General features: G+C 34.1%; 13 protein-coding genes. 1 reads left to right on the forward strand and 12 read right to left on the reverse strand.

All coding sequences use genetic code 11. The annotated features are described in order from the left end of the window. Nucleotides 1-13: 13 nt before the first annotated feature. From C8C83_RS02880 to C8C83_RS02905, 6 genes are all read right to left on the reverse strand, one after another. The gene (locus C8C83_RS02880; RefSeq protein WP_121326350.1) at nt 14-2809 is read right to left on the reverse strand and encodes a pitrilysin family protein; all 2796 of its coding nucleotides are present in this window, start codon (nt 2807-2809) and stop codon (nt 14-16) included. Nucleotides 2810-2897: 88 nt separating this feature from the next. Beyond that, the gene (locus C8C83_RS27445) at nt 2898-4031 is read right to left on the reverse strand and encodes a TlpA disulfide reductase family protein (protein ID WP_121326351.1); all 1134 of its coding nucleotides are present in this window, start codon (nt 4029-4031) and stop codon (nt 2898-2900) included. Between the two features lie 59 nt (nt 4032-4090). Beyond that, complete coding sequence (locus C8C83_RS02890) at nt 4091-5290, reverse strand: TlpA disulfide reductase family protein (protein ID WP_121326352.1); 1200 nt, start codon at nt 5288-5290, stop codon at nt 4091-4093. A gap of 66 nt (nt 5291-5356) precedes the next feature. After that, complete coding sequence (locus C8C83_RS02895; protein WP_121326353.1) at nt 5357-6763, reverse strand: RagB/SusD family nutrient uptake outer membrane protein; 1407 nt, start codon at nt 6761-6763, stop codon at nt 5357-5359. A 17-nt stretch (nt 6764-6780) separates the two neighbouring features. Beyond that, nucleotides 6781-10359, reverse strand: coding sequence for a SusC/RagA family TonB-linked outer membrane protein (locus tag C8C83_RS02900; protein WP_121326354.1), 3579 nt, complete (start codon nt 10357-10359; stop codon nt 6781-6783). 412 nt (nt 10360-10771) lie between these two features. Further along, entirely contained in the window at nt 10772-11923 is a 1152-nt protein-coding gene (locus C8C83_RS02905; protein ID WP_121326355.1) for a FecR family protein, read from the reverse strand. 291 nt (nt 11924-12214) lie between these two features. Here C8C83_RS02905 and C8C83_RS02910 point away from each other — a divergent pair, with 291 nt between their 5' ends. Further along, nucleotides 12215-12820 (forward strand): RNA polymerase sigma-70 factor, encoded by a 606-nt coding sequence (locus C8C83_RS02910; protein WP_132011650.1) that lies wholly within the window; start codon nt 12215-12217, stop codon nt 12818-12820. 129 nt (nt 12821-12949) lie between these two features. On the opposite strand, the gene C8C83_RS02915 is transcribed toward C8C83_RS02910, so the two are convergent. The 6 genes from C8C83_RS02915 to C8C83_RS02940 all read right to left on the reverse strand — a co-directional run bounded on the left by C8C83_RS02915 (nt 12950) and on the right by C8C83_RS02940 (nt 20539). After that, nucleotides 12950-14062 (reverse strand): alkene reductase, encoded by a 1113-nt coding sequence (locus tag C8C83_RS02915; protein WP_121326356.1) that lies wholly within the window; start codon nt 14060-14062, stop codon nt 12950-12952. 41 nt (nt 14063-14103) lie between these two features. After that, on the reverse strand, nt 14104-15060 hold the full coding sequence (locus tag C8C83_RS02920) for a polysaccharide deacetylase family protein (RefSeq protein WP_121326357.1): 957 nt from the start codon (nt 15058-15060) through the stop codon (nt 14104-14106). Nucleotides 15061-15108: 48 nt separating this feature from the next. Beyond that, a complete protein-coding gene (locus C8C83_RS02925) occupies nt 15109-15582 on the reverse strand; it encodes a nuclear transport factor 2 family protein (protein WP_158598132.1) in 474 nt (157 codons plus the stop codon). Between the two features lie 67 nt (nt 15583-15649). Next, nucleotides 15650-17023, reverse strand: coding sequence for an alginate export family protein (locus C8C83_RS02930; protein ID WP_121326359.1), 1374 nt, complete (start codon nt 17021-17023; stop codon nt 15650-15652). Between the two features lie 29 nt (nt 17024-17052). Further along, nucleotides 17053-18822, reverse strand: coding sequence for an amidohydrolase (locus tag C8C83_RS02935; RefSeq protein ID WP_121329932.1), 1770 nt, complete (start codon nt 18820-18822; stop codon nt 17053-17055). Between the two features lie 670 nt (nt 18823-19492). After that, the gene (locus C8C83_RS02940) at nt 19493-20539 is read right to left on the reverse strand and encodes a cellulase family glycosylhydrolase (RefSeq protein ID WP_199735281.1); all 1047 of its coding nucleotides are present in this window, start codon (nt 20537-20539) and stop codon (nt 19493-19495) included. Between the last annotated feature and the right edge of the window lie 516 nt (nt 20540-21055).

Below are 21055 nucleotides of genomic sequence, written 5' to 3' on the forward strand. Positions count from 1 at the left end.
TGCTTAAAAAAAACTACTTCAAAGGATTACCATCTTTATCTAACGAACCCGCTTTTACAATAATCATCTTGTCCAACTGAATATACTTTTTGATCGCATCATTCACTTGTTTCAGCGTTACTTTTTCGATGTCTTTTGGATATTGGTCAATGTAATTTGGCTCTAAACCTCTTTCTATAAAACCTAAAATCGTTCTGGTCATTCCGTTTGTGGTTGCCATTCCAACTTTAAAACTTCCAATTAAATTGGTTTTCTTGTTTTCCAGTTCTTCCAAAGTGATTCCGTCGTTTACCCATTTTTTAATCTGAACCATAGTTGCGTCCAATCCTTTTTGGAATAACGTTGGATTAAACGATGCATTTACCATCCAGTAACCACCAGTTGTAATGTTTCCGCCAGTTCCTGATGAAATATTATAAGTTAAACCATCATTATCACGAACAGTTTGCATCAAGCGACCAGCAAAACCGGCACCTAAAGTATAATTCCCAATGTAAAACGGAATATAATCTGCGTCAACTCTTTTCAAACCTGTGTATTGCCCTATGTACAATTCGGCGCTTGGTTTCTCGGCGATTGTAATAACTTCTGTTTTAGCGTTTGCTTTTACAGCTTCTTCAAACTTCATACTTTCAACAACTCCACCATTCCAGTTTTTGAAAGATTTATTTAATGAATTATTCAAATTTGCACCTTCTGTATCTCCAACAATAACCAAATGCATTGAAGCGGGACCGAAATATTTTTTGTGAAATGCTTTTACTTCTTCCAAAGTCGCATTTTTAACATTGGTTAAATCTTGCTCAACACTTGGATCATAATTCGGATTTCCTTTTGGATAAATTGCCTGAGATAACGCAATACTTCCTCTTTCTCCCGGATCATTCAAATTTTGTTGAATGTTTCCTGTAAATTGTTGTTTTAGATTTTCGAATTCTTTCGCATCAAATAATGGATTTCTTAATTCTTCGGCTAATAAAATAATTACCTGATCTAAATCTTTTTTCAGGCATTTAAAACCAATATTAACTTTGGTTGTAGAAGCATTTACATTGATATTTACACCTAATTTTTGAAGTTTTTCTGAGAATTTAAATTTGTTATTCAGCGTTGTTCCTTTTGATAACATTGAAGCTGTTAATGATGGAATCGCCAAGTTTTTACCTTCATTAGCATAATTTCCTAACGAAATACTTGCTGCAACGGTCACAAAATCTTTAGCCGAAGTTTTTACAGAAACAACATCAATTCCGGCTACTTTTTCTCTTTTGTAAGCCGAAGCAGTTTTTTCGATTGAAGTTTCATCTTCTGCAACAATAGTTTTTACCGCATTTTTTTGTTCTGATAAATGAACTTCAGAAACTTCATTATGATCGTGTCCATTTTCCGGATGTCTGTAATAAAACGGTCCATTCTCTGGCATATAATTGTTGGCTTGCGCCGATTCCTGACTTTGACCTCCATTTTGTTTCGGAACAAAATATCCTGTTGTGCTTTGATCTTCAACTAAATATTTTTTAGCTACACGTAAAACATCAGCCGGCGTAACTTTTTTCAATCGGTCAACTCCTGTGATATAATCTGTCCAATCTCCGGCAGCAATAGCTTCGTTTAATTGTGATGCAATTACGCCAGAACCGTCACGAGCTAAGATAGTTTGCGCGCTGATATTGGCTACGACACGATTTACTTCTTCTTGTGTAACACCTTCTTTTTGGATTTTAGCTACAACTTCGCCAATTTTAGCATCAATATCTTCGTGTTTTGAAGTCGTTGGAAAACCAACTCCAATAGTAAAAAGTCCAACTTCTTTAAAATTTGTTGCACTTGAGTAAGTGTAAATCCCTAAACCTGTGTCTACAAAAGTTTTATTTAAAATAGCCGATGGACCAGAACCAATGATTTCTCCCAGAATATTCAAAGCTGGCAAATCTTCGTTTAAAGCACCAGGAATTTTATAAGCTTTATTAACAACGCCTAATTCTCCCGGTTTTTTAACTACAATTTTACGAGGTCCGTATTGTTCCGGTTCTTCGGTATATGGCTGAGGCATTGCGTTTGGCGCTTTTGTGATTTTACCGAAATACTGCTCGATCAATTCAAAAACTTTTTCTTTTTTAAAATCTCCAATAATCGTCAAAGTCGCATTATCCGGCCAGTAATAAGTGTTGTAGAAATTACGTAATACTTCGATTGGTGCTTTTTCAATATCAGATTTCCATCCAATTGTAGAATGATGGTACGGATGCGCAATATATGCAGCTGCCCAAATTTCTTTGTCCAATAAACTATTTGGATCGTTTTCTCCGCGTTCAAATTCGTTACGAACAACGGTCATTTCGGCTTCTTTATCTTCTTTTAGTAATAAAGAATTGCGCATTCTGTCTGCTTCAATTTGAAGTGCCAAAGCAATTTTATCACTCGGCAATGTTTCAAAATAATTGGTTCTGTCGTACCAAGTTGTAGCGTTTAATTGCGCTCCCGTATTTTGAAGAACATCAGTAATCGTATTTCCGTTTTTCTTGTTGAAACTTGGAGTTCCTTTAAACATTAAATGTTCTAAAAGATGCGTTGATCCTGTGTTTCCCAAAACTTCGTTTTTAGAACCAACACGATACACAATTTGCACGGTTGCAACTGGCGAAGCATTGTCTTGCAAGAGTAAAACATTCATACCGTTTGGTTGGTACAAATATTCTTCAATTCCACCTAATTCTTTGATTTTCTTAAAATTAACCGATTTATTTTGCGCTGAAATAAGCGTACAGAAAGCTAGTGAGCAATAGCCCACGAAGATGTATTTTTTCATTTTTTGTAATTGAGATGTTTTTTTTAGCGTGAAGTAACTTTGTCAAAGTTTAAAACTTTGACAAAGTTTGATAGCTAATTTTACTGTTTTAAGATTTACTAAAAATCTCTTTTAGTTTAGCTTGAAGTGCTTCTTCTCTTAGATTTTTAGCAACAATTTTTCCATCAGGTCCAATTAGGTAATTGGTTGGAACAAGTTTTACTCCGTATAAAACGGCAACATCATTTTTCCAGCCTTTTAGGTCAGAAACGTGTGTCCAGGTTAAGCCATCTTTTTCGATTGCTTTTTCCCAAAGATTCTTTTTATCGTCTAATGAAACGCCTAAAACTTCAAATCCTTTATCGTGATATGCTTTGTAAGCTACAACTACGTTTGGATTCTCTTTTCGGCATGGACCGCACCAACTTGCCCAGAAATCAACTAAAACATATTTTCCTTTATAGTCAGATAATTTAACTACTTTTCCGTTTACATCTGTTTGAGAAAATTCGGGAGCTGCAACACCTGGCGCAGTTTTATCGTTAAGTTCGATTCCGCTTTTGATTTTTTTACCAAAATAAGATTTCTGAACTTCAGGGCTTAAAACAGCATAATATTCTTTTACTTGTTCCGGAGTTCCGTAAGTTACCAAACGATCGTCCAAAACTAAAGCGCCTGCAATCTGATCTTTATGAGATTTAATAAATTTAAAAGTAAGATCATCTGCCAAAGTTTGTAAATCTGCCCAACGTTTATCCATCATTGCTTTTTGCTCAGCTGTTGGTTTTACTTTTCCGTTTTGGCTTATAGAATCTGACGCTTTGTAAACCGGACCTGCAATTTTCTGGATCTTTGTAAATTCATTTTTATAATAAGACATATAAATCGAATCCTGAGTTGCTCCAGACAATTTTGCAGCGAAAATACTGTCTTTATTCGCTGTAAAATTTATCGTTTCATTTGATAAAACAAAAACTCTTCCAAACTCCTGCCCTTTTAGCTTGACACTGTATCTCAAAGGTTCGTCGACTTTTCCTGTAAAGGTAAATTTGCCGTCTACGATTTTAACAGAGTCTTTTACAATGTTTTTGTCTCCATCCTGAAACTCCAAATAAACTAATCCGTCTTTTTGTCCCGGAATATTACCGTTTATTGTAAATCCTTCTTCTTTTTTTGAGCAGGAACTAATTGTGGCTGTAAGCGCTAAGGCCAATAAACCAGATTTTAAGATTGTACTTTTCATGTTTGATATTTTTTTTTATGTGAAATGTGAATTGTGAAATGTCAACTGTCAACTGAAAATTATGATTTCAGAAGTTCTTTCAATTTAGCTTCTAATTCTGCGCCTCTTAAATTATCCCCGATAATTACACCTTTACTATCTACTAAATAAGTGGCTGGAATTGTTTTTACGTTGAATGCATTACTTACTTTATTGTCATCAAGAAGGTTGTGCCATTGCATATTTTCTTGTCCTAAAGCTTTTTGCCATGCTTTTTCGTCTTTATCGATTGAGATACTTAAGATTTCAAATCCTTTATCGGCGTAAGCTGTATAAGCCGTTTTTAAATTCGGAATTTCTTTGCGGCAAGGTCCACACCAAGACGCCCAAAAGTCAATTAAAATGTATTTTTTTCCTGCAACGATGTCTTTAACATTATAGGCTTTTCCGTCTTTGTCTTTTAATCCAAAATTTGGAACGCTTGTTCCTACTAAAGTCTTTGGATTAAGATCTTTATCTGCTACTTGACCGTAATAACTTTTCTTTGCTTCCGGAGAAAATTGCTCATAAATTGGCTTTTGATCCGGAGTGAAATAACTGTATTGTGTCAACATAAAAAATGGTCCCCACCAGGTTGCTTTATTTCTTGTAATTAGATCATTTGTTGTTTTTTCAACTTTGGCAAAAAATGCCTTTTCTTTGGCTTCAAAAGCTTTCCATTCCGGAGAATTTCCAATAGAATCCATCAGTTTTTTATTTCCGGAAACTCTTGCTTTACCGTATGCATCTGCAACTGCTTCGGTACCTTTATGATAATCTTCGTAATCTTTTTCTAAATCTTTTCTAAAAGCAGTTTCTTTTTTATAATAATCATTTGATTTAGATCCTGAAACTACTTCGTTTTTAAAATTGATTCTTCCGTCTTCTTGTTTTAAAACTTCTGCTTCAGCTGTTAGTTTTATTTTAGAATTTTCTACTATAACCGGAATGTATCCTTTGTTTTTTCCAAATTCAAGATAAAACATACGAGGTTCGTTTAATTTTCCTGTAAAGGTAAATTTGCCATCTTTAAGCGTAGTTTCGGCAACTGCAGATTCTGATGAATGTGTTGCTCCGGGAATTAATTTTATGGTCGTTCCGTCTTCAAGTCCTGTTATATTTCCTTCAAGGTTATAAGAGGTTGCGGTTACTGCAGGCTTTTTCTTTTGCGCCTCGATATTGTTGGAAAATGCAAATACACAAATGCATAATCCAATTACTTTAAATTTAATTGTATTCATTTTTTGATTGATATTTTAAGTAAAAGCTTCCTTTTCGAAAGTCCTAATCAGGAAGCTTTAAGATTTTTATTTACCTACGTTTTGAGTTAGAGTTCCGTTTCCAGGATTTTTTGTAGCTCCTTGAGGAAATGGCATTGTCCATAAATGTGAATCTGTTGCTAATGCGTAGTTTACTCCGCCAGCAGTTTTCGACAAATTCAATTTATAAAGTCCTTCGGCATTTAGACGACGTGCATCTGCAAAAGGAATAATTGTCAAAATAAGTTCGTTATACTTCGTTTTGAAAATGGCGTTTAAGGCAACTGTTTTATCTGAAGTTGTAATATCCTGATAAGAAGCTGGAAGAATACGTGTTTTACGAACTGTATTTAATACATCTAGAGCATCACTAATTTGTCCTGCACGAGCCAGACATTCTGCTTTAATCAAATAAACTTCTACAGTTGTGATTCCGCCATAATTAAACATTCCTGATAAAGTTCTTCTGTAATACGTATCTGCACCAACGGTTCTTAGTTTCCAACGAGATTTAAAACGAACGTCTCCAGCTTCAAAACGTTGTGCACGTTCTACCGGAATACTATATTCTGTAGATAAATAGGTTCTTTCGCCATGACGGAAGGTGTAATTCTCAACATAATCAAATCCCATTGGAGATGGCGTATTTGTATAAGAATTAGGAATGTCAATGACCGCTTTATTTGCATTATAATATGCTACCCAGTCGTAAAGTTTATTGTTTTCGGTCAAAGCCAAATTAGCATATTTTAGGGCTTCTGTATAATTATTCATTTGCAAATAAACGCGGGAATAAAAGGCATAACCTGCTCCTAAATTAGGATGCAAAGCTGTTTGAGAAACTTTTGGTAAATAAGGCAATGCGTCTTTTACATCGGCCAAAATAAAATCATACAATTCCTGAATCGTTACTTGCTTGCTTGGCGCATTAATATCGGCACTTGTAATTAAAGGCACAGATAATTTTGTTCCCGCAGTCGAAGCTACATACGTATCGGCATAAAAATTAACCAAGTTATAGTAAGACATTGCACGTAGAATTTTTGCTTCTGCCCAAACTGCTCTTTTTTGATCTTCGGTTGCTTCTGTTGTTGTCAAAGCATTTGCAATAATCAAATTAAAGGTCGAAATACCGGCATATTGTCCATAATATTGTCTTTCGTCCGATTGATTTAACTGAATACGATCTGCGGTTTCATCCCACATATAGTTGGCTTTTGTCAAACGCTGAGCGGCAAGAGTTGCAATATCAATAAACTTATCGTTGATCAAGGTCGAAGCTTGTGCAATATCTACACTTTGATTGGTGTATTCATCGCGAAGAAAAGCTTCAAAATCTGCCAATGTTGTTGGTATTTTAGATCCTTTTGGCGCATCATCTAAATAGTTGGAGCAAGATGCTAAAACCAATCCTAATGCTAAAACGCACAGTATATTTTTATATATATTTTTCATCGTGTAGTCTTTTTAAATTAGAAATTAATATTAACACCAAAAACTAAACTTGGAGATTGATAGCCATTTAAAAGATATTTAGCGTCTCTGCTTTTGGCGAAAGTATAGACATTTTCAGCATTCAGATTAAAGCGAACATCTTGTAATTTTACTCTTTTTATAACAGACGAAGGCAAATTATAAGCAAGAGAAATATTGCTTAATCTGATATTTGAGGCATCAAGAATATTAATATTTGCATAACGATAAATGTCACGAGAATCTGATGTAAAATCGGCTTCGTATTCGTATACCGCACGAGGAATATTAGTAAAAGCTTCATCGCCTGGTTTTTGCCAACGGTTTTCTATATTTTTATTTACAGTTGTAATATCTGTTACATAACTACCTATTCCAGAAGAATAATTGTTCTGTAACATTGGTAAAAATGTATTTCTGATTTTATGTCCTAACTCATAGATAAACAATGCCGAAAGTGAAAAATTCTTGTAGTTTACAGCCGTATGAAATGATCCGCTGTGTGTTGGAACAGTTGAACCATAATCATGAATTGCATTTAAATCTGCCGGATTGTAAATTACTTTTTCGCCTTTTGCATTATAAACCTGAGGTAAACCTTTATCAGTTAAACCTGCCCATTCGTAACCGTAAATAGTATTGTAATTTTTGCCCACTTTAGGATAAGCATCCGGAACATCTAACTGTAAGTAATATACAGGAGCTTCTACTTTTACATAATCGACTTTGTTTTTGTTATACGCATACAAAACTGAGGCGTCCCAAGAGAATGAATCTGTTTTTACAATGGTTCCTCTTAAAGTAGCTTCAACTCCTTTGTTGGTCATTTCTCCATTGTTTATTTTATAGGTAGAATAACCAAATCCTTCTGTTGGAATTCCGTTACTGTTTGCTAATAAATCTTGTCCTTTTTTGTTGTAAACATCAAAAGTTCCGCTTAATCTATTTTTAAAGAATGAAAAATCTACACCAATATTAGTTGTTGTTGTTTTTTCCCAAGATAATTCAGGATTTGGTCTTGAATTAACATAACCCTGATTTCCACCTACATTTGGATTAGCATAATAAGAAGCTGTTAAATAAGGCGCTGCGTCTTTGGCAACATTTCCTCCAATACCATAAGAAGCACGAAGTTTAAGTGAGTTTATCCAATCAACGGCAAAGAAAGATTCTTTATCAATATTCCACGCTGCTCCTGTAGACCATGTTGGTTTATTTTGATATTTATTGTTTGTTCCCCAAAGGTTCGAACGATCCCAACGCAAACTTCCTGTAAAAGAATATCTTCTGTCATAGGTATATCCTCCGGTTCCGTAAAATGAAACGTAACGGTTTACCAATTCACGATCTGCTGCGAAATCATTTAATCCCATAGAACCTGGAAAAACAGATCCATAAACTTTAAGCAAATTTGCCTGATTAATTGGTGTGTATGATAAAGTTTGCTCGTCCCAGCCGTAACGTGTTTTGTCTCCGTATTCTATTTTTGAATGACGGATTTCCATACCTGCAATTGCGGTAACGTCGTGTTTATTATTAAAAGTCTGATCAAAATTCAATTGCTGACGGAAGTTGTAAGCATTAGAAAATTGATTGGTTTCTTTTAAGATATCACCATAAGGCAAATTATAAACCGCTTTGTTATTATTATCAATAGTTACTAAACCATTTACTTCATTTCTAACACTATACGATTCTTTTTCTCTTAATAAATTACCACGATCTACGCCATATTCGTACTGAAACATTGCATTGTAGGTAAGTGATTTATTGAATTTTACATTAAACTTTGCAAAAGTTCTGTTTAAGAAATTTTTAGTCTCGTTTATATTTCGCCCTAATTCATCCATTGGCGTAATATCCATGCTGTAAAGACCATAATTCTTTATTGATTGCTGCGTAAAATCATTGTAGCGAGATGCTGCTGTAGACGTAAAATAAGATCCATCATCATTTACCAACTGGTTGTACATCTGAGTTTTATAATCTTGCTGAGTAAGCGGATTATAAGTTTGTGTATTGCTTTCGCCATAATTGATATAAGTTCCTAAATCTAATGACAACCAGCTTGTAATTTCTGTAGAGTTTTTCAGATTTAAACCAACCGATTGATTATCAGAATAGCGGTCTTCAAATTTATTTCCTTTATAAGTCAATGACGCATTAAATGTGTTTGATTCTGTTGCTTTGCCTAAACTTACGTTATGCTGAATAAAATATTGATCACGTTTTGCATATTTCGCAACGTCATTATAATATCTATATCCCTGAGAACCCAATTGATCCAGACGATTGTTCATATCTGCTTGAGAAATGTTTCCTGCATAACCGTTTAAAAGCGTTTGCATTCCCTGACTTGTAAAAACTGCATTGCTTAATAATGATTTTGCATAAGCATTTGCGCCAGCGCCTTGTAAATTAGGATTTGCTGTTGCCCAACCTCTTTCCAGACCAATAATATCGCCTGCATCTGTTAAGTTTCCGGTATAATTTCTATATGGAGTTACGGTCAAATTGCTTGAAAACGAGATATTAGTTTTTCCTGCTTTTGCTTTTTTAGTTGTGATTACCACAACACCATTTGCTGCACGAGCCCCATAAATAGACGAAGCTGCTGCATCTTTTAAAACCGTAATTGTTTCAATATCTTCTAAATTCAGGTTTGGAAGATTTTCTTCTAAACCAAAATTCTCATTGTATTTTGTGTTTTCTATCGGGAATCCGTCAATTACATATAGCGGAGTTGTTAAACCATTCATAGAAGTAGTTCCACGAATTTTACCATCCTGATAACCAACGATACGACCTTCTAAAATTTTGTTTAAACTGCTTAAACGCTGTTCCTGAAAATCTTTTGCTTTTAAACTGGAGAAAGATCCTGTCGCTTGTTCTGTTGAGATGTTTTGATATCCTGTAGTCAATACAATTTCGCCTAATTCTAGTGTATCTTCTTTAAGAACAACATTAATAACAGCTCTTCCGGCTACTTTAATTTCCTGTCTCACAAAGCCTAAATAAGCAAATGCCAAAGTAGTTTCTTTATTAACTGCAATAATCTGATATTCACCATTAAAGTCAGTTTGTACGCCATTTCCAGAGCCATTATCAGAAATTGCCGCACCAACCAGAGGATTTCCTTTTTCGTCTGTCACTCTACCTTTTACAATAAAATCTTCGGCTGCTTTTTGTGCTACAACAGGTTTTTCTGCGGGAGCTTTTTTAGGTGTTAAAATAATATGAGTTCCTGAAATTTTAAAATCAGTTCCTGTATTATTAAATATCGTACCAAGAATCGCTTCAATAGATACATCATTGAGACTGACATCTATTTTGCGCTCTAAATCAACTGATCTTACATTATAAACAAATCTGTAATTTGTCGTGTATTCAATCTTTTCAATTATTTTTCCAACGGTCATGTCGCTGGCATTAAATGACATTTTTGCCTTTTGAGAGTAAGTTACTCCCGCCTGCATCACTGTCAAAGTGGTCAATAAAAATAATGTAGTCAATTTCATCTTCAAATCAAATTTCAAAAAAGGCTTGTCGAACCTGATTTTGTTCAATAGTTTTTTCATACTTTTAAATGTTTTTAATTGTGGTTGGTTAGTTTACTGATCGCATTTATCCTACCGGGAAATGTTGGCGCATTTTCCGGTTTTTTTTATAAACAACGATCCATTTTTTCTAGACGTTTTTTACATAGGCTTTTACTTATTTTAGATTGTAGATTGTTGATTTTAGATTGTAGACTATTGTCTATAAATCTATTCTCGTTATTTATGATTGTAATGTTTTATTTTAGATTGTTGATTTTAAATTACTTCAAACTTCATCTTAATTCGAGATTATAAACTTTAGTCTATTTTTTATCGTCTATAAACTTTAGTCTATAAGATATAATCTTGCCTCTTGCTTCTATCATCTTTTTTCTATACTCTATAATCTTGCTTCTATACTCTTTTCTCTATACTCTATATTCTTGACAGGCTAATTAATCGTAATCTTATCTTCATCAATCTTATAATCAATTGCATAGCTGTCGCTAAAATATTTCAGCACGACTTCAATAGGTTCATTATCAAAACGGGCGTTAAAAATTTCTTTTGCCAGTTTTTTGTTTTTGTTAATGAAAGTCACGTTATAATGACGTTCTAACTTTTTGATAATCGATTCAAACGAAGCGTTTTTAAAGACTAAACTTCCTTTTACCCACGCTGTATAATAATCTGTATTAACACTTTCTGTTTCGATTTTTTGCTGTCCGCGAATGTTTGAACCTTTTAGTCCCGGTGTCAGATACACTTGATTGTCTGCTGTTTTTCTCTCTTTATAAAGCGAAACTTTTCCTTCGACCAAAACTACATCTGTACTTATATCTTCTGTATACGAATTGACGTTGAACTTAGTTCCTAAAACCTCAACATTAACTTCTTGTGTATTTACGGTAAACGGATGTGCTTTGTCTTTTGCTACTTCAAAATATGCTTCTCCGGTTAAATAAACTTGCCGGCTTTGATTCTTTAAAAACTGAATTGGATATCGCAATGATGTTCCGGCATTTAAATGAATCACTGTTCCGTCTGACAATTGAACTTCGAACTTTTTCCCGTAAGGAATTTTCAATGTATTAAAAGCTAATTTTCCATCCGAATAAGATTTAGAATATACTAATCTGTTTTTTTCCTGTTTTCCAATTATTTTTCCGTCTTTATCTGTCAAATTTCTGGTTTCAGAAGTATCGATTGTTTCTGATGATTGATTGTCTATTTGAAGCACAATTTCATCTTGTCTTGGAACCACTACATTTGCTCTTGAATGAAACAAATTTGAATTCTTATAGAAATAAAAACTTCCAAAAGCTACAATCAAAATTGCAGCATATTTATAATAAGACGAAAATCTTCTTTTCTGAAAAACATTATTTTCCTCCTGAATTCTTTCTGATAATTGTTTTCTCACTTCAGTCGAATCAAAAGTGTTCACAACAGAATCTATTGCATAATTGGTTTTTACAAAATCCTTAAATACAATTTGATTCTCTTCTTCTTTAAGCCATTCTGTCAACGTTTCTATTTCTTCCTGACTGGCTTGATTCGTGATAAATTTCACGATTAATCTCTCTGACTTTTTCACTGTCATTTTACCCTTTTTAAATATTATTACGAAGCTAAAAAACAAAACCCTAACAATTTGATAATCTTTTTTTCATTTTGCTGATTTTTTTATTATTTGAAATCTTTTTCTTTCAATAAAAAATTTCAAAAACTCTATTAATCATATAGAATTAATAAACATTTTAATCTACCTTTGCATTTTCAGGTGGTTTTTTATTTGTAATAAAATTCAATAGAAAACAGAAAAACGCATTGTTTTTAGCAAAAAAATGATCCTTTTGGGTCGTAAAAATTATAAATTTATATATTTGTTTCTATGAAAGGTGAAGATTTTAACGATAACGATATACTAATTGAATCTCTAAAAAATGGAGATGAAAGAGCTTATACTTATCTAATTGATATGTATCATCACAAACTTTGCGTTTATGCTAACAGTCTGGTAAAGAATGTTTACAGCGCCGAAGATATCGTTCAAAACGTATTTATAAAAGTTTGGGAACAACGTACACGTTTAAAATCTGATCATGCAATTAAGAGCTTTCTTTATAAATTGGTTTACAATGAGTTTATTGATTTATACCGAAAAAATCAATCTTTGTTTTCATTAGAAAAATCATATTACGACGCCTTAAATTCGATTGTTCTTGAAGACGATTCAGAATCTTTGCAGCGTGTTATAAATGTAGTAAATAAAGAGATTCAAAACCTGCCGCCAAAATGCAAAGAGGTTTTTATTTTAAGCAAAAAAGAAGGTTTAACCAATATTGAAATTGCAGAACATCTTGACGTTTCTATTAAAGCGGTCGAAGCTCAAATAACCAAAGCATTTTCGATTTTGCGTTCTTCGCTTGACGATAAAATAAAAAGTTTCTTGTTTATGTTGTTCTCCATAAAGAAAAACTTACGCTTAAATACCTAAAATATTCTACGCTTAAAGAAAAGATATTTCGGAATTATCCGAAAGAAAAAAAACTCCAAAATCAAACGACTTTGGAGTTTTGTAAATTATACTGGTTTCTGAGAAACCAATATTTTTTTGATTTTATTTTTAAAAAATTTGAAAAAAAGGATAATCAATATAGCCTCGTGCTCCGCCACCTCCAAACAAAGTATGATTGTCTGAAATTTTATTTAAGCTCAAATTTTGTTTTACTCTGGCAGGATAATCCGGATTGGTCAAAAAATTTCTTCCAAAACCAACTAAATCAACCCAATTTTCCTGAAGCAATTTCTCCGCTTCTTCAGGAGTTTTATTTCCTGTGGCAATAATGGTATTTTTAAAAGTATCTCTAAGTTTAATTCTAAAATCAATTGGAATTTGAGGCGCCTCATCCCAATCCGCTTCGCAAAGATGAATATACGCAACATCAAGTTTGTTCAGCTCTTCTGCAGCAAGCATTATCGTTTGCAGAATCTCCGGATCATCCATATCTTTAAAACTAATAAAGGGAGAAAGCCTTATTCCTGTTTTTTCTTTTCCGACTGCATTCTTTACCGCTTTTGAAATTTCAAGCAATAAACGAATTCTGTTTTCCTTACTGCCTCCATATTCATCCGTTCGTATATTGCTATTGCTTCTCAAAAACTGATCGATCAGATAACCGTTTGCTCCGTGAATTTCAACACCGTCAAAACCGGCTTCAATAGCATTTTGTGCACCTTCTACAAATTCTTTAATTACAATTTTAATATCGGTTTTATTCATTTCTCTTGGTTCGTCTACAGGCACAAAGGTGGCGTCACCATTTGGAGCGCCGTCAAAAATGTAAACACTTGTATTTTGAGCCGTTAGTGACGAAGGTGCTATTGGCTGTAACCCGTTTACTTTAGAACTGCTTACTCTTCCTACATGCCATAACTGCAGAAATATTTTGCTACCGTTTTGATGTACCGCGTCTGTTATTAATTTCCAGCCTTCTATTTGCTCTTTACTGTAAATTCCGGGGGTTTTAGCATATCCTTTTCCTTGCAGAGAAACCTGAACTGCTTCTGTAATTATAATACCTGCCGTGCTTCGCTGAGCATAATATTCTGCCATTAAGCTATTTGGAATATCTCCCGGCTGCGAAGCTCTTGAACGCGTCATAGGAGCCATTAAAAAACGGTTTTCTAAGTGATTACCGCTTAAATTATAGTGCTGAAATAGTTTTTGATACTTCATCTTATTATGGTTTTAATGATAATAGTTTTAATAGTAATGGCTTATTCTCTTATGATGCTCTTGTCCTGATAAGCCATTTGAGCAATCTCGTCTTTTCGTTTAAAACTAACTCCTTTATGTTTTTGAATATAACTAATGATTTCGGTCGTCGCACTTACCATTTGCGGCGTTCCTCCTATTCGATCATGAAAACTTATTGACATTTGTCTGCGCTTAGTTTCTGATTCTTTATAAAGCTGATCAAACTCCATTATAACCTGACGCGCAAACTGATCTGCGCTAAAATTTTTACCTTCTATTAATACAATATCATTACAGCGAATGGTATATGGAACTACTGCAAAATCATTTCCTTTTACTTTTAATAAAAAAGGTTCATCACGGCTTAAGTCGTCAATATGATATTTAAAACCAAGTTCCTGCAGAATTTCCAGTGTATTTGGTCCGCGTCTTAACCAATTTGCATTATACCCCACAGGTTCAAAACCGGTTACTTTTTTAATAGCTTCTGCCCCGTCTTTGATGAACTTTTTTTCGGTTTCATATGGCATAGAATATTCTGTTGCCCAATCCATACCGTGAGCTGCCGCTTCATGTCCTCTTTGAACAATTTCTTTGGCTAGTTCCGGATTTTTCAATACTGCCGATCCTACCATGTGTGAGGTAACTTTGATTCCGAATTTATCCCAATTGTCCAGCATTCTTGGAATTCCTTCTTTATATCCATATTGATACCAGGTTTCTCCCGGAAGATCTACAAAACCTTTCTGCATATTTTGCGGAAACGGACTTTCAGAATTTACCGGTTGTCCGCCCGCTTCAAACTGCATCGATACCGATACTACCAAACGAGATCCATCCGCCCATTTGGAAGCAGAATTTTCATTATTGGCTAATTCGTTTGCTTTAATATCGCTTGCAGAAAATGTACTTATTGGTATCAAACCCGCAAGGCCTGCAAGACCTGCTTGTTTAATAAATGTTCTTCTGTCTTTCATAAATGTTGATTTTAAGATATAACGTATTTCCTCTTCATTGAAAACATTTTATTTCAGTACTTTTTCAATAATCAGCGTTTCTTCATAGAGTGAAAATCTACTAATCAGATTATTTTCTACTGTTATATGAATGGCAAGGGGCATTTTAAAATGTTTACCATTTTTTTTCACTGTTCTTTCAACAAAACCAAAAACCGCCACTTCATTTCCTCTCAACAAAAAAGATTGTGCTTCGAGTTTTTCACTTCCATCAACAAAATAACTAAAGAGGGTTTTGAATAATTCTGAAATTTCTTCTCTCTTAGAGCGATGTCCCGTCCATGGCATATATTTCGATTCGAAAATATACCAATCTACTTTTTCGGAAACCATAGAAGCTATTTTTTCCGGATCTTTCGCTCCAATATATCCGAAGAACTTCTCAGCAGTTTCTTTTGTTTTGATTTCTTCATCAGTGTACACTTGTGCTTGTACCGAAAAACCAATCAATAACATTGCTGTTATTAATGTTATAGTTTTCATTTTTGATATAAAGACCGATTTTTCCATAATGATGTTTTTTTAAAATTATTTTGATGCAGCTTTCACGTTAAAAATGAAGCTGCATTGTAATTCCTGTAAAGAATATATTTTTACCTGTTCCGGATGCTTTGATATAATCTTTTGCCTGAAACCAAGTCGCTTCGAGCCTGAAATAAAGGTATTGATTGGGTTCCCAAATCATTTCACTTTCTAATTGGTTTCCTATTTTCTTTGCTGTAGTGGTATCTCCGGGATAAATCAAAGTCGTATTTGGTGCATAAATACCGTCGTTGCTGCTGTATCTCCAAAACATATCATAATCAATTACCCAATCAACGTTTTTGAGAATTTCAAAACTCAATGATGGATGAAAATCAATTAAATTGGAAGGCCCGATTACGGAAGCTAATCCAAAATAAGCACCTCTTGGAAAAAGCGGATTAAAGGTTTGCAAACTTGTATCGCCTTCCGTTTTGTCTCCGCTTATTACTTCTGTTTTAAAACCAATTTCAGGACGAAATTTTACGGCATTAAACCGATATCCCGCATTAATAGAAGCTGTCCAGGCACTAATATTTTTATCAGCAACATTCCCAAATTGGTAAACAGCTTCTCCGTCATAACGCCAGTTTTCTGTTTTACCCCAAATTCGTGTTCCTACAGATTGTCGGTTTTCTTTTCCTGTTGCATCATTAAACGCAGCGTGAGCTCTTTCGTAACCTAAATAATAAACATCAATATTTTTGATCACCGGTATTTTGTTAAACACCAAATAACTTCCCCATAATTGCCTGTCTTTATTCGACGCATCATCAAAAATACCATCGTGTGCTACAACGTAATGTGTGTAAAATAAATCTGTTGTGAAATTTTGTCTCGATACAATTGCTTTAATTCCGTCAAAAGATTGCCTGTTGTTAGGTCCGTCTCTAACGGCAACCAAACGCTGTGATCCATAAGTGAGTTCCTGTCTTCCTACTCTTAAAATAAGTCTTTTTGCGCCCTCATTTATGAAATTAAAATCTGCAAATGCCTGATGTACTTCAAGCGGATTTTGTTCTACGGGATTCGGATCGATTCTGCCGTCTGCCAAACTGCTTTGTGTCTGAACAAAAGTTCTGAAAAATTTTCCAGCATGAAAATCGGCATGAAATAAATACCTTCCTAAAACATAACCATCGTTATCCTGCGGACCATCTCCCCAATTTTCATTTTTAGCATAGAAGTACTGAAATCGGATATCGCCCCCAAAACTGATATAAGTTTCTTTGGAAGCAGAAACTGGCAGGAATTTCATTGTTTTATACCAATCATTGCTTACGGTATCATTTTTTAAAACACTATAATTTTCATCAAATCGCAGTGATTTAAACGCAGGATATCGTTGTGCAAAACCAGAAAATGAAAGCAATAAAACCACCAATAGGATTTTGTTTTTCATAATTCAATTTTAAATTATCAACTTGATGCTTAAAGTTTTTTAGTGTATCCTCCAAAATATTTCACTGGCGACCAATCCGGAATTACCGGAGCTATTTCAGGATCAAATGTTTTAAATTCTCTTGCGCCATAAACTATTTTTCCATTTACAATTGTCAGATCCGATTCGATATTTCGAACTTTATCCGTTGAAATGGTAAAATAATCTTCTGATAAAATCGACATATCGGCATACATTCCTTTTATCAATTTTCCTTTTTCTTTTTCTTCACCCGAAAACCACGCACTTCCTGAAGAATACAATTGAAGCGCAGTAAATTTATCCAAAACCTGCTCTTTTGGCCAGAACTGCATTCCGCCTAACGTTTTTCCTGTAATGAGCCAATGCAGCGCCATCCAGGGATTGTAGGTTGAAATACGTGTCGCATCGGTTCCCATTCCTACCGGGATTCCCATTTCGAGCATTTTTTTAATTGGAGGAAGCTGTGTCTTTGGAGCGCCGTACATTTTCTCATACAATTCTCCCTGAAAATACATTCTGAATTGAACTGCAATTCCACCGTTAAGTGCTTTTACACGTTCTAATTCCTGAGGCGTAATGGTTTCGGCATGATCAAAAAACCATCGTAAACCATTAAACGGAATTTCTTTATTTACTTTTTCAAAAACATTTAGCATCCTGTCAATTGATTCCCCATAAGTAGCATGCAATCGAAACGGCCATCTGTTTTTAACAAGCAGACGAATAATTGGTTCAAGATCTTTTTCCATTTCATCAGAAAGTACAATTCTTGGTTCCAGAAAGTTTTCGAAATCGGCGGCAGAAGCTACAATATTTTCTCCGGCGCCTTCTTCGGTATAACCGTTGGCAACCAAAAGATTATCGTTTTTATTGATAACGGTTTCAGCAACCCATTTTTCATAATCCTGAAGTTCCTTGCCTTTTTGCTGTGCAAACAAATAATAAGAGATTCTAAGGTTTAGTTTTCCCTGTTTCGCCAATTCCATAGAAGTCGCATAATCTGATGGGAAATTTTGTGATCCTCCCGCTGCATCAATTACTGAGGTTAATCCAAAGCGATTTAGTTCCCGATTAAACTGGAGAGAACTGTTGATTCTTTCTTCGGGAGTTAATTTTGTGGTTAATCCCAACGTAGTATAAATTGCTTTTGGAGTTTCTTTTGCAAACATTAATCCGGTTAGATTTCCGTTTTTATCCTGTTCCAAAACACTTCCTTCATAATGAGTATCTTTGGTATAACCTAAAACTTCAATTCCTTTTTTGTTTAAAAAAGCTTTGCCGTAGAGATACGTTATAAAGACAGGTTTGTCAGGAACTGCAGCATTTATTTCCTCGATTGTTGGCTGTCTTTTTTCTTCAAAACCATATTCGTTCCAGCCTCCGATAACTTTTATCCAAACGCCCGGCGGAGTTCTGGCAGCTTGTTCTTTAAGCATTTCCATAGCTCTTTTTAGCGTTTTTACACCATCCCAACGCAATTCTGAGTTATAATTTAAGCCTTCGCGAATCACATGAATATGGCTGTCATTTAATCCAGGAACAACGGTTTTACCTTTAGCATCAACAATTTTAGTGACTGTAGTTTTATACGTTTCTAAAATACTTTTAGAAGTTCCTGTTGCCAAAATAATTCCGTCTTTTATTGCCAGCGCCTGAACAAATTCGCCAGCTTTTTGCATCGTGGCAATTTTTCCGTTATAAAGAATCAAATCTGCTTTTTCCTGAGACTGAACCAACAGTCCAAAGAAAAATAATAGTATTAATAATATTCGTTTCATTTTTTTAGATTTTAGTTTTAATTGATTAATAAGTAATTGGTTATTATAAATTTTTATGCTGGCAATTTTGCGATCCATTCGTGTATAAAGACCGATTTAAAACAAAGTGATTTCTTTCTGGAAAAACCTTGTAATTTGTGATAGAATTTTGGTACGAGTATCTTTTGTAGTAGGGTTTTGAGTCAGCATAATATATATTTTAATGTTATGCCGAGTTATAAACCAAAATGAAGCCAACTTTATAAACGACTAAAAATCAATAATTTACAAATAATTAAAGTTTTAAAACCAACTATATTTCGCTATTTAACGAAAATGCAGCAACTTAATATCGCTTTTTAATGAAATGTCAGAAGTAAATTTAAAATGGTAATTTGATGGAAGTAAAATGTAACAGAAAATCTGTTTGGTCGCAAAGTTAGAGGGTGATAAGCGATGAAATTGAAAGGGAGCTTTTTAAGAAAATAAAAATGTAAACCAGACCAAAGGGTGATTTTTTTCTCAAACAAGGACGAATCATCACCTGCCTGTTTATGCTAGAAACAGGACTAGTACGTTATTACTATACTGTAGAAGATCGTGAGATAATTACAAAACTATTGAAATTGAATATAAAAAAAGAAGGTCATTAACGACCTTCTTCCCTATTAAAATTTATTTCATTTTTAAATTAATTCTCACCCCAGCCATATCTTACGCGAAATACACCAGAATTATTAACCGTATTAATTGTAATATTTGTTCCGCTTCCTCCTCTTGTAAATAAACTATAAGAATCTCCATCTCTTAAACCAGGCCAATACACACTGGCAATATTGTCTGTCCTGCATACATCACTGGTTGCTACTATGTAAGCGATTTCGTTATCAGACTGATTACCATTTTGATAATCTTTACCTGAGTTCATTCCGGCACCAAATTCAGTAATTACTGTTCGGCTTCCATAACTTCCTATACGACTGCGCCAATCTGCTCTCCATTGCGTAACTGTTCTGGTCGCCCAATAAGCATAATTGTGCAATCCCAGCAAACAGCCATTAAAACGACTATCTGCTCCAACTCCGGTAACATTTTCCGAATATCCTGTTCCACCCAAGATTATTCGCCCTTTTGGAACATTCGGATAAGTAGAAAGAAACTGAGCATAAATAGTTGTTAATTGTGCTAAAGTGTAACCATGAGGCTCATTAAACGGTTCAAAATACACATTTGCGTTGCCTTGATATTTATTTACAACCGTAGTCCACATTGTCCAAAAAGCTGTCGTATTGTCGATCATACCATCTTTTGATGATGAAGACTCCCAACAGGCAATAATTACTTTCCAGCCCTTACTGGTCGCTTTGTCTATTACTCCTTGATAACTAGCCCACCAACTGTCTGAAACTGAAGGTGGATTAATTGGAATACGTATTGTATTTACTCCGTTTATTTTACTGGTAAAACCATTTAATACAGCATCTGTTTTTGCCACAACTGTAGCATAATTATCAGCCGCTTCTAAACCCGATGGAATAACCCAACCATCTACAAAATTATCTCGCCCGTCTGCCCAATTTAGTCCGGCAATCGATGCGGCTCCAACTTTAGCAGTAGAAGCATTATTTTTAATAACAGTTTCTTTTTCTATCGCGCTTGCCTGATTAACTTCAATAACTTCATCTTTTGAACATGCACATACAATGATGCTTAACATTAATAAATATCTTTTTTTCATTTTTTTTAAATTGTTAAATTAATATTTTGAATATTGTTTCAAATGGTAGTGTCATAGATTACAAAATTTATTTTTAGCTTATCCTGCTGGATAATCGTCAAGAAATGCAATTAAAATAATTACAATCTTATTTTGTTTTTTCTTCTAAAAATTAATTGAGATTCTATTTGAAACACTAAAACATTTCTCTACTATTAATCATAAGGTCTATTCATCGGTTTATGGGGTTTTAGTTAGTTAATAAGTATCGTATTATAATAATGTATTATTCGCAACAATAACCCAAAGTAATGCTTATCCTACATATTTGAACAGGGGCAAATTGGAAAAAATAAGTGGTCATAATGGTAATTTGATATTTTTTTAAGACAAAAAAAAATAGTACGTAAAAAATAGGCTGTTTTTTTACGCACTAAATAATTATCAAATTACTAATCGTTATATCAATATAATATAAAACAAACATTTAAATTATAATTTGAAGCTTTTCAAAAGTTAAATAAGGCTGAGATTTCA

The sequence above is a fragment of the Flavobacterium sp. 90 genome (assembly GCF_004339525.1).
Lineage (GTDB): Bacteria > Bacteroidota > Bacteroidia > Flavobacteriales > Flavobacteriaceae > Flavobacterium.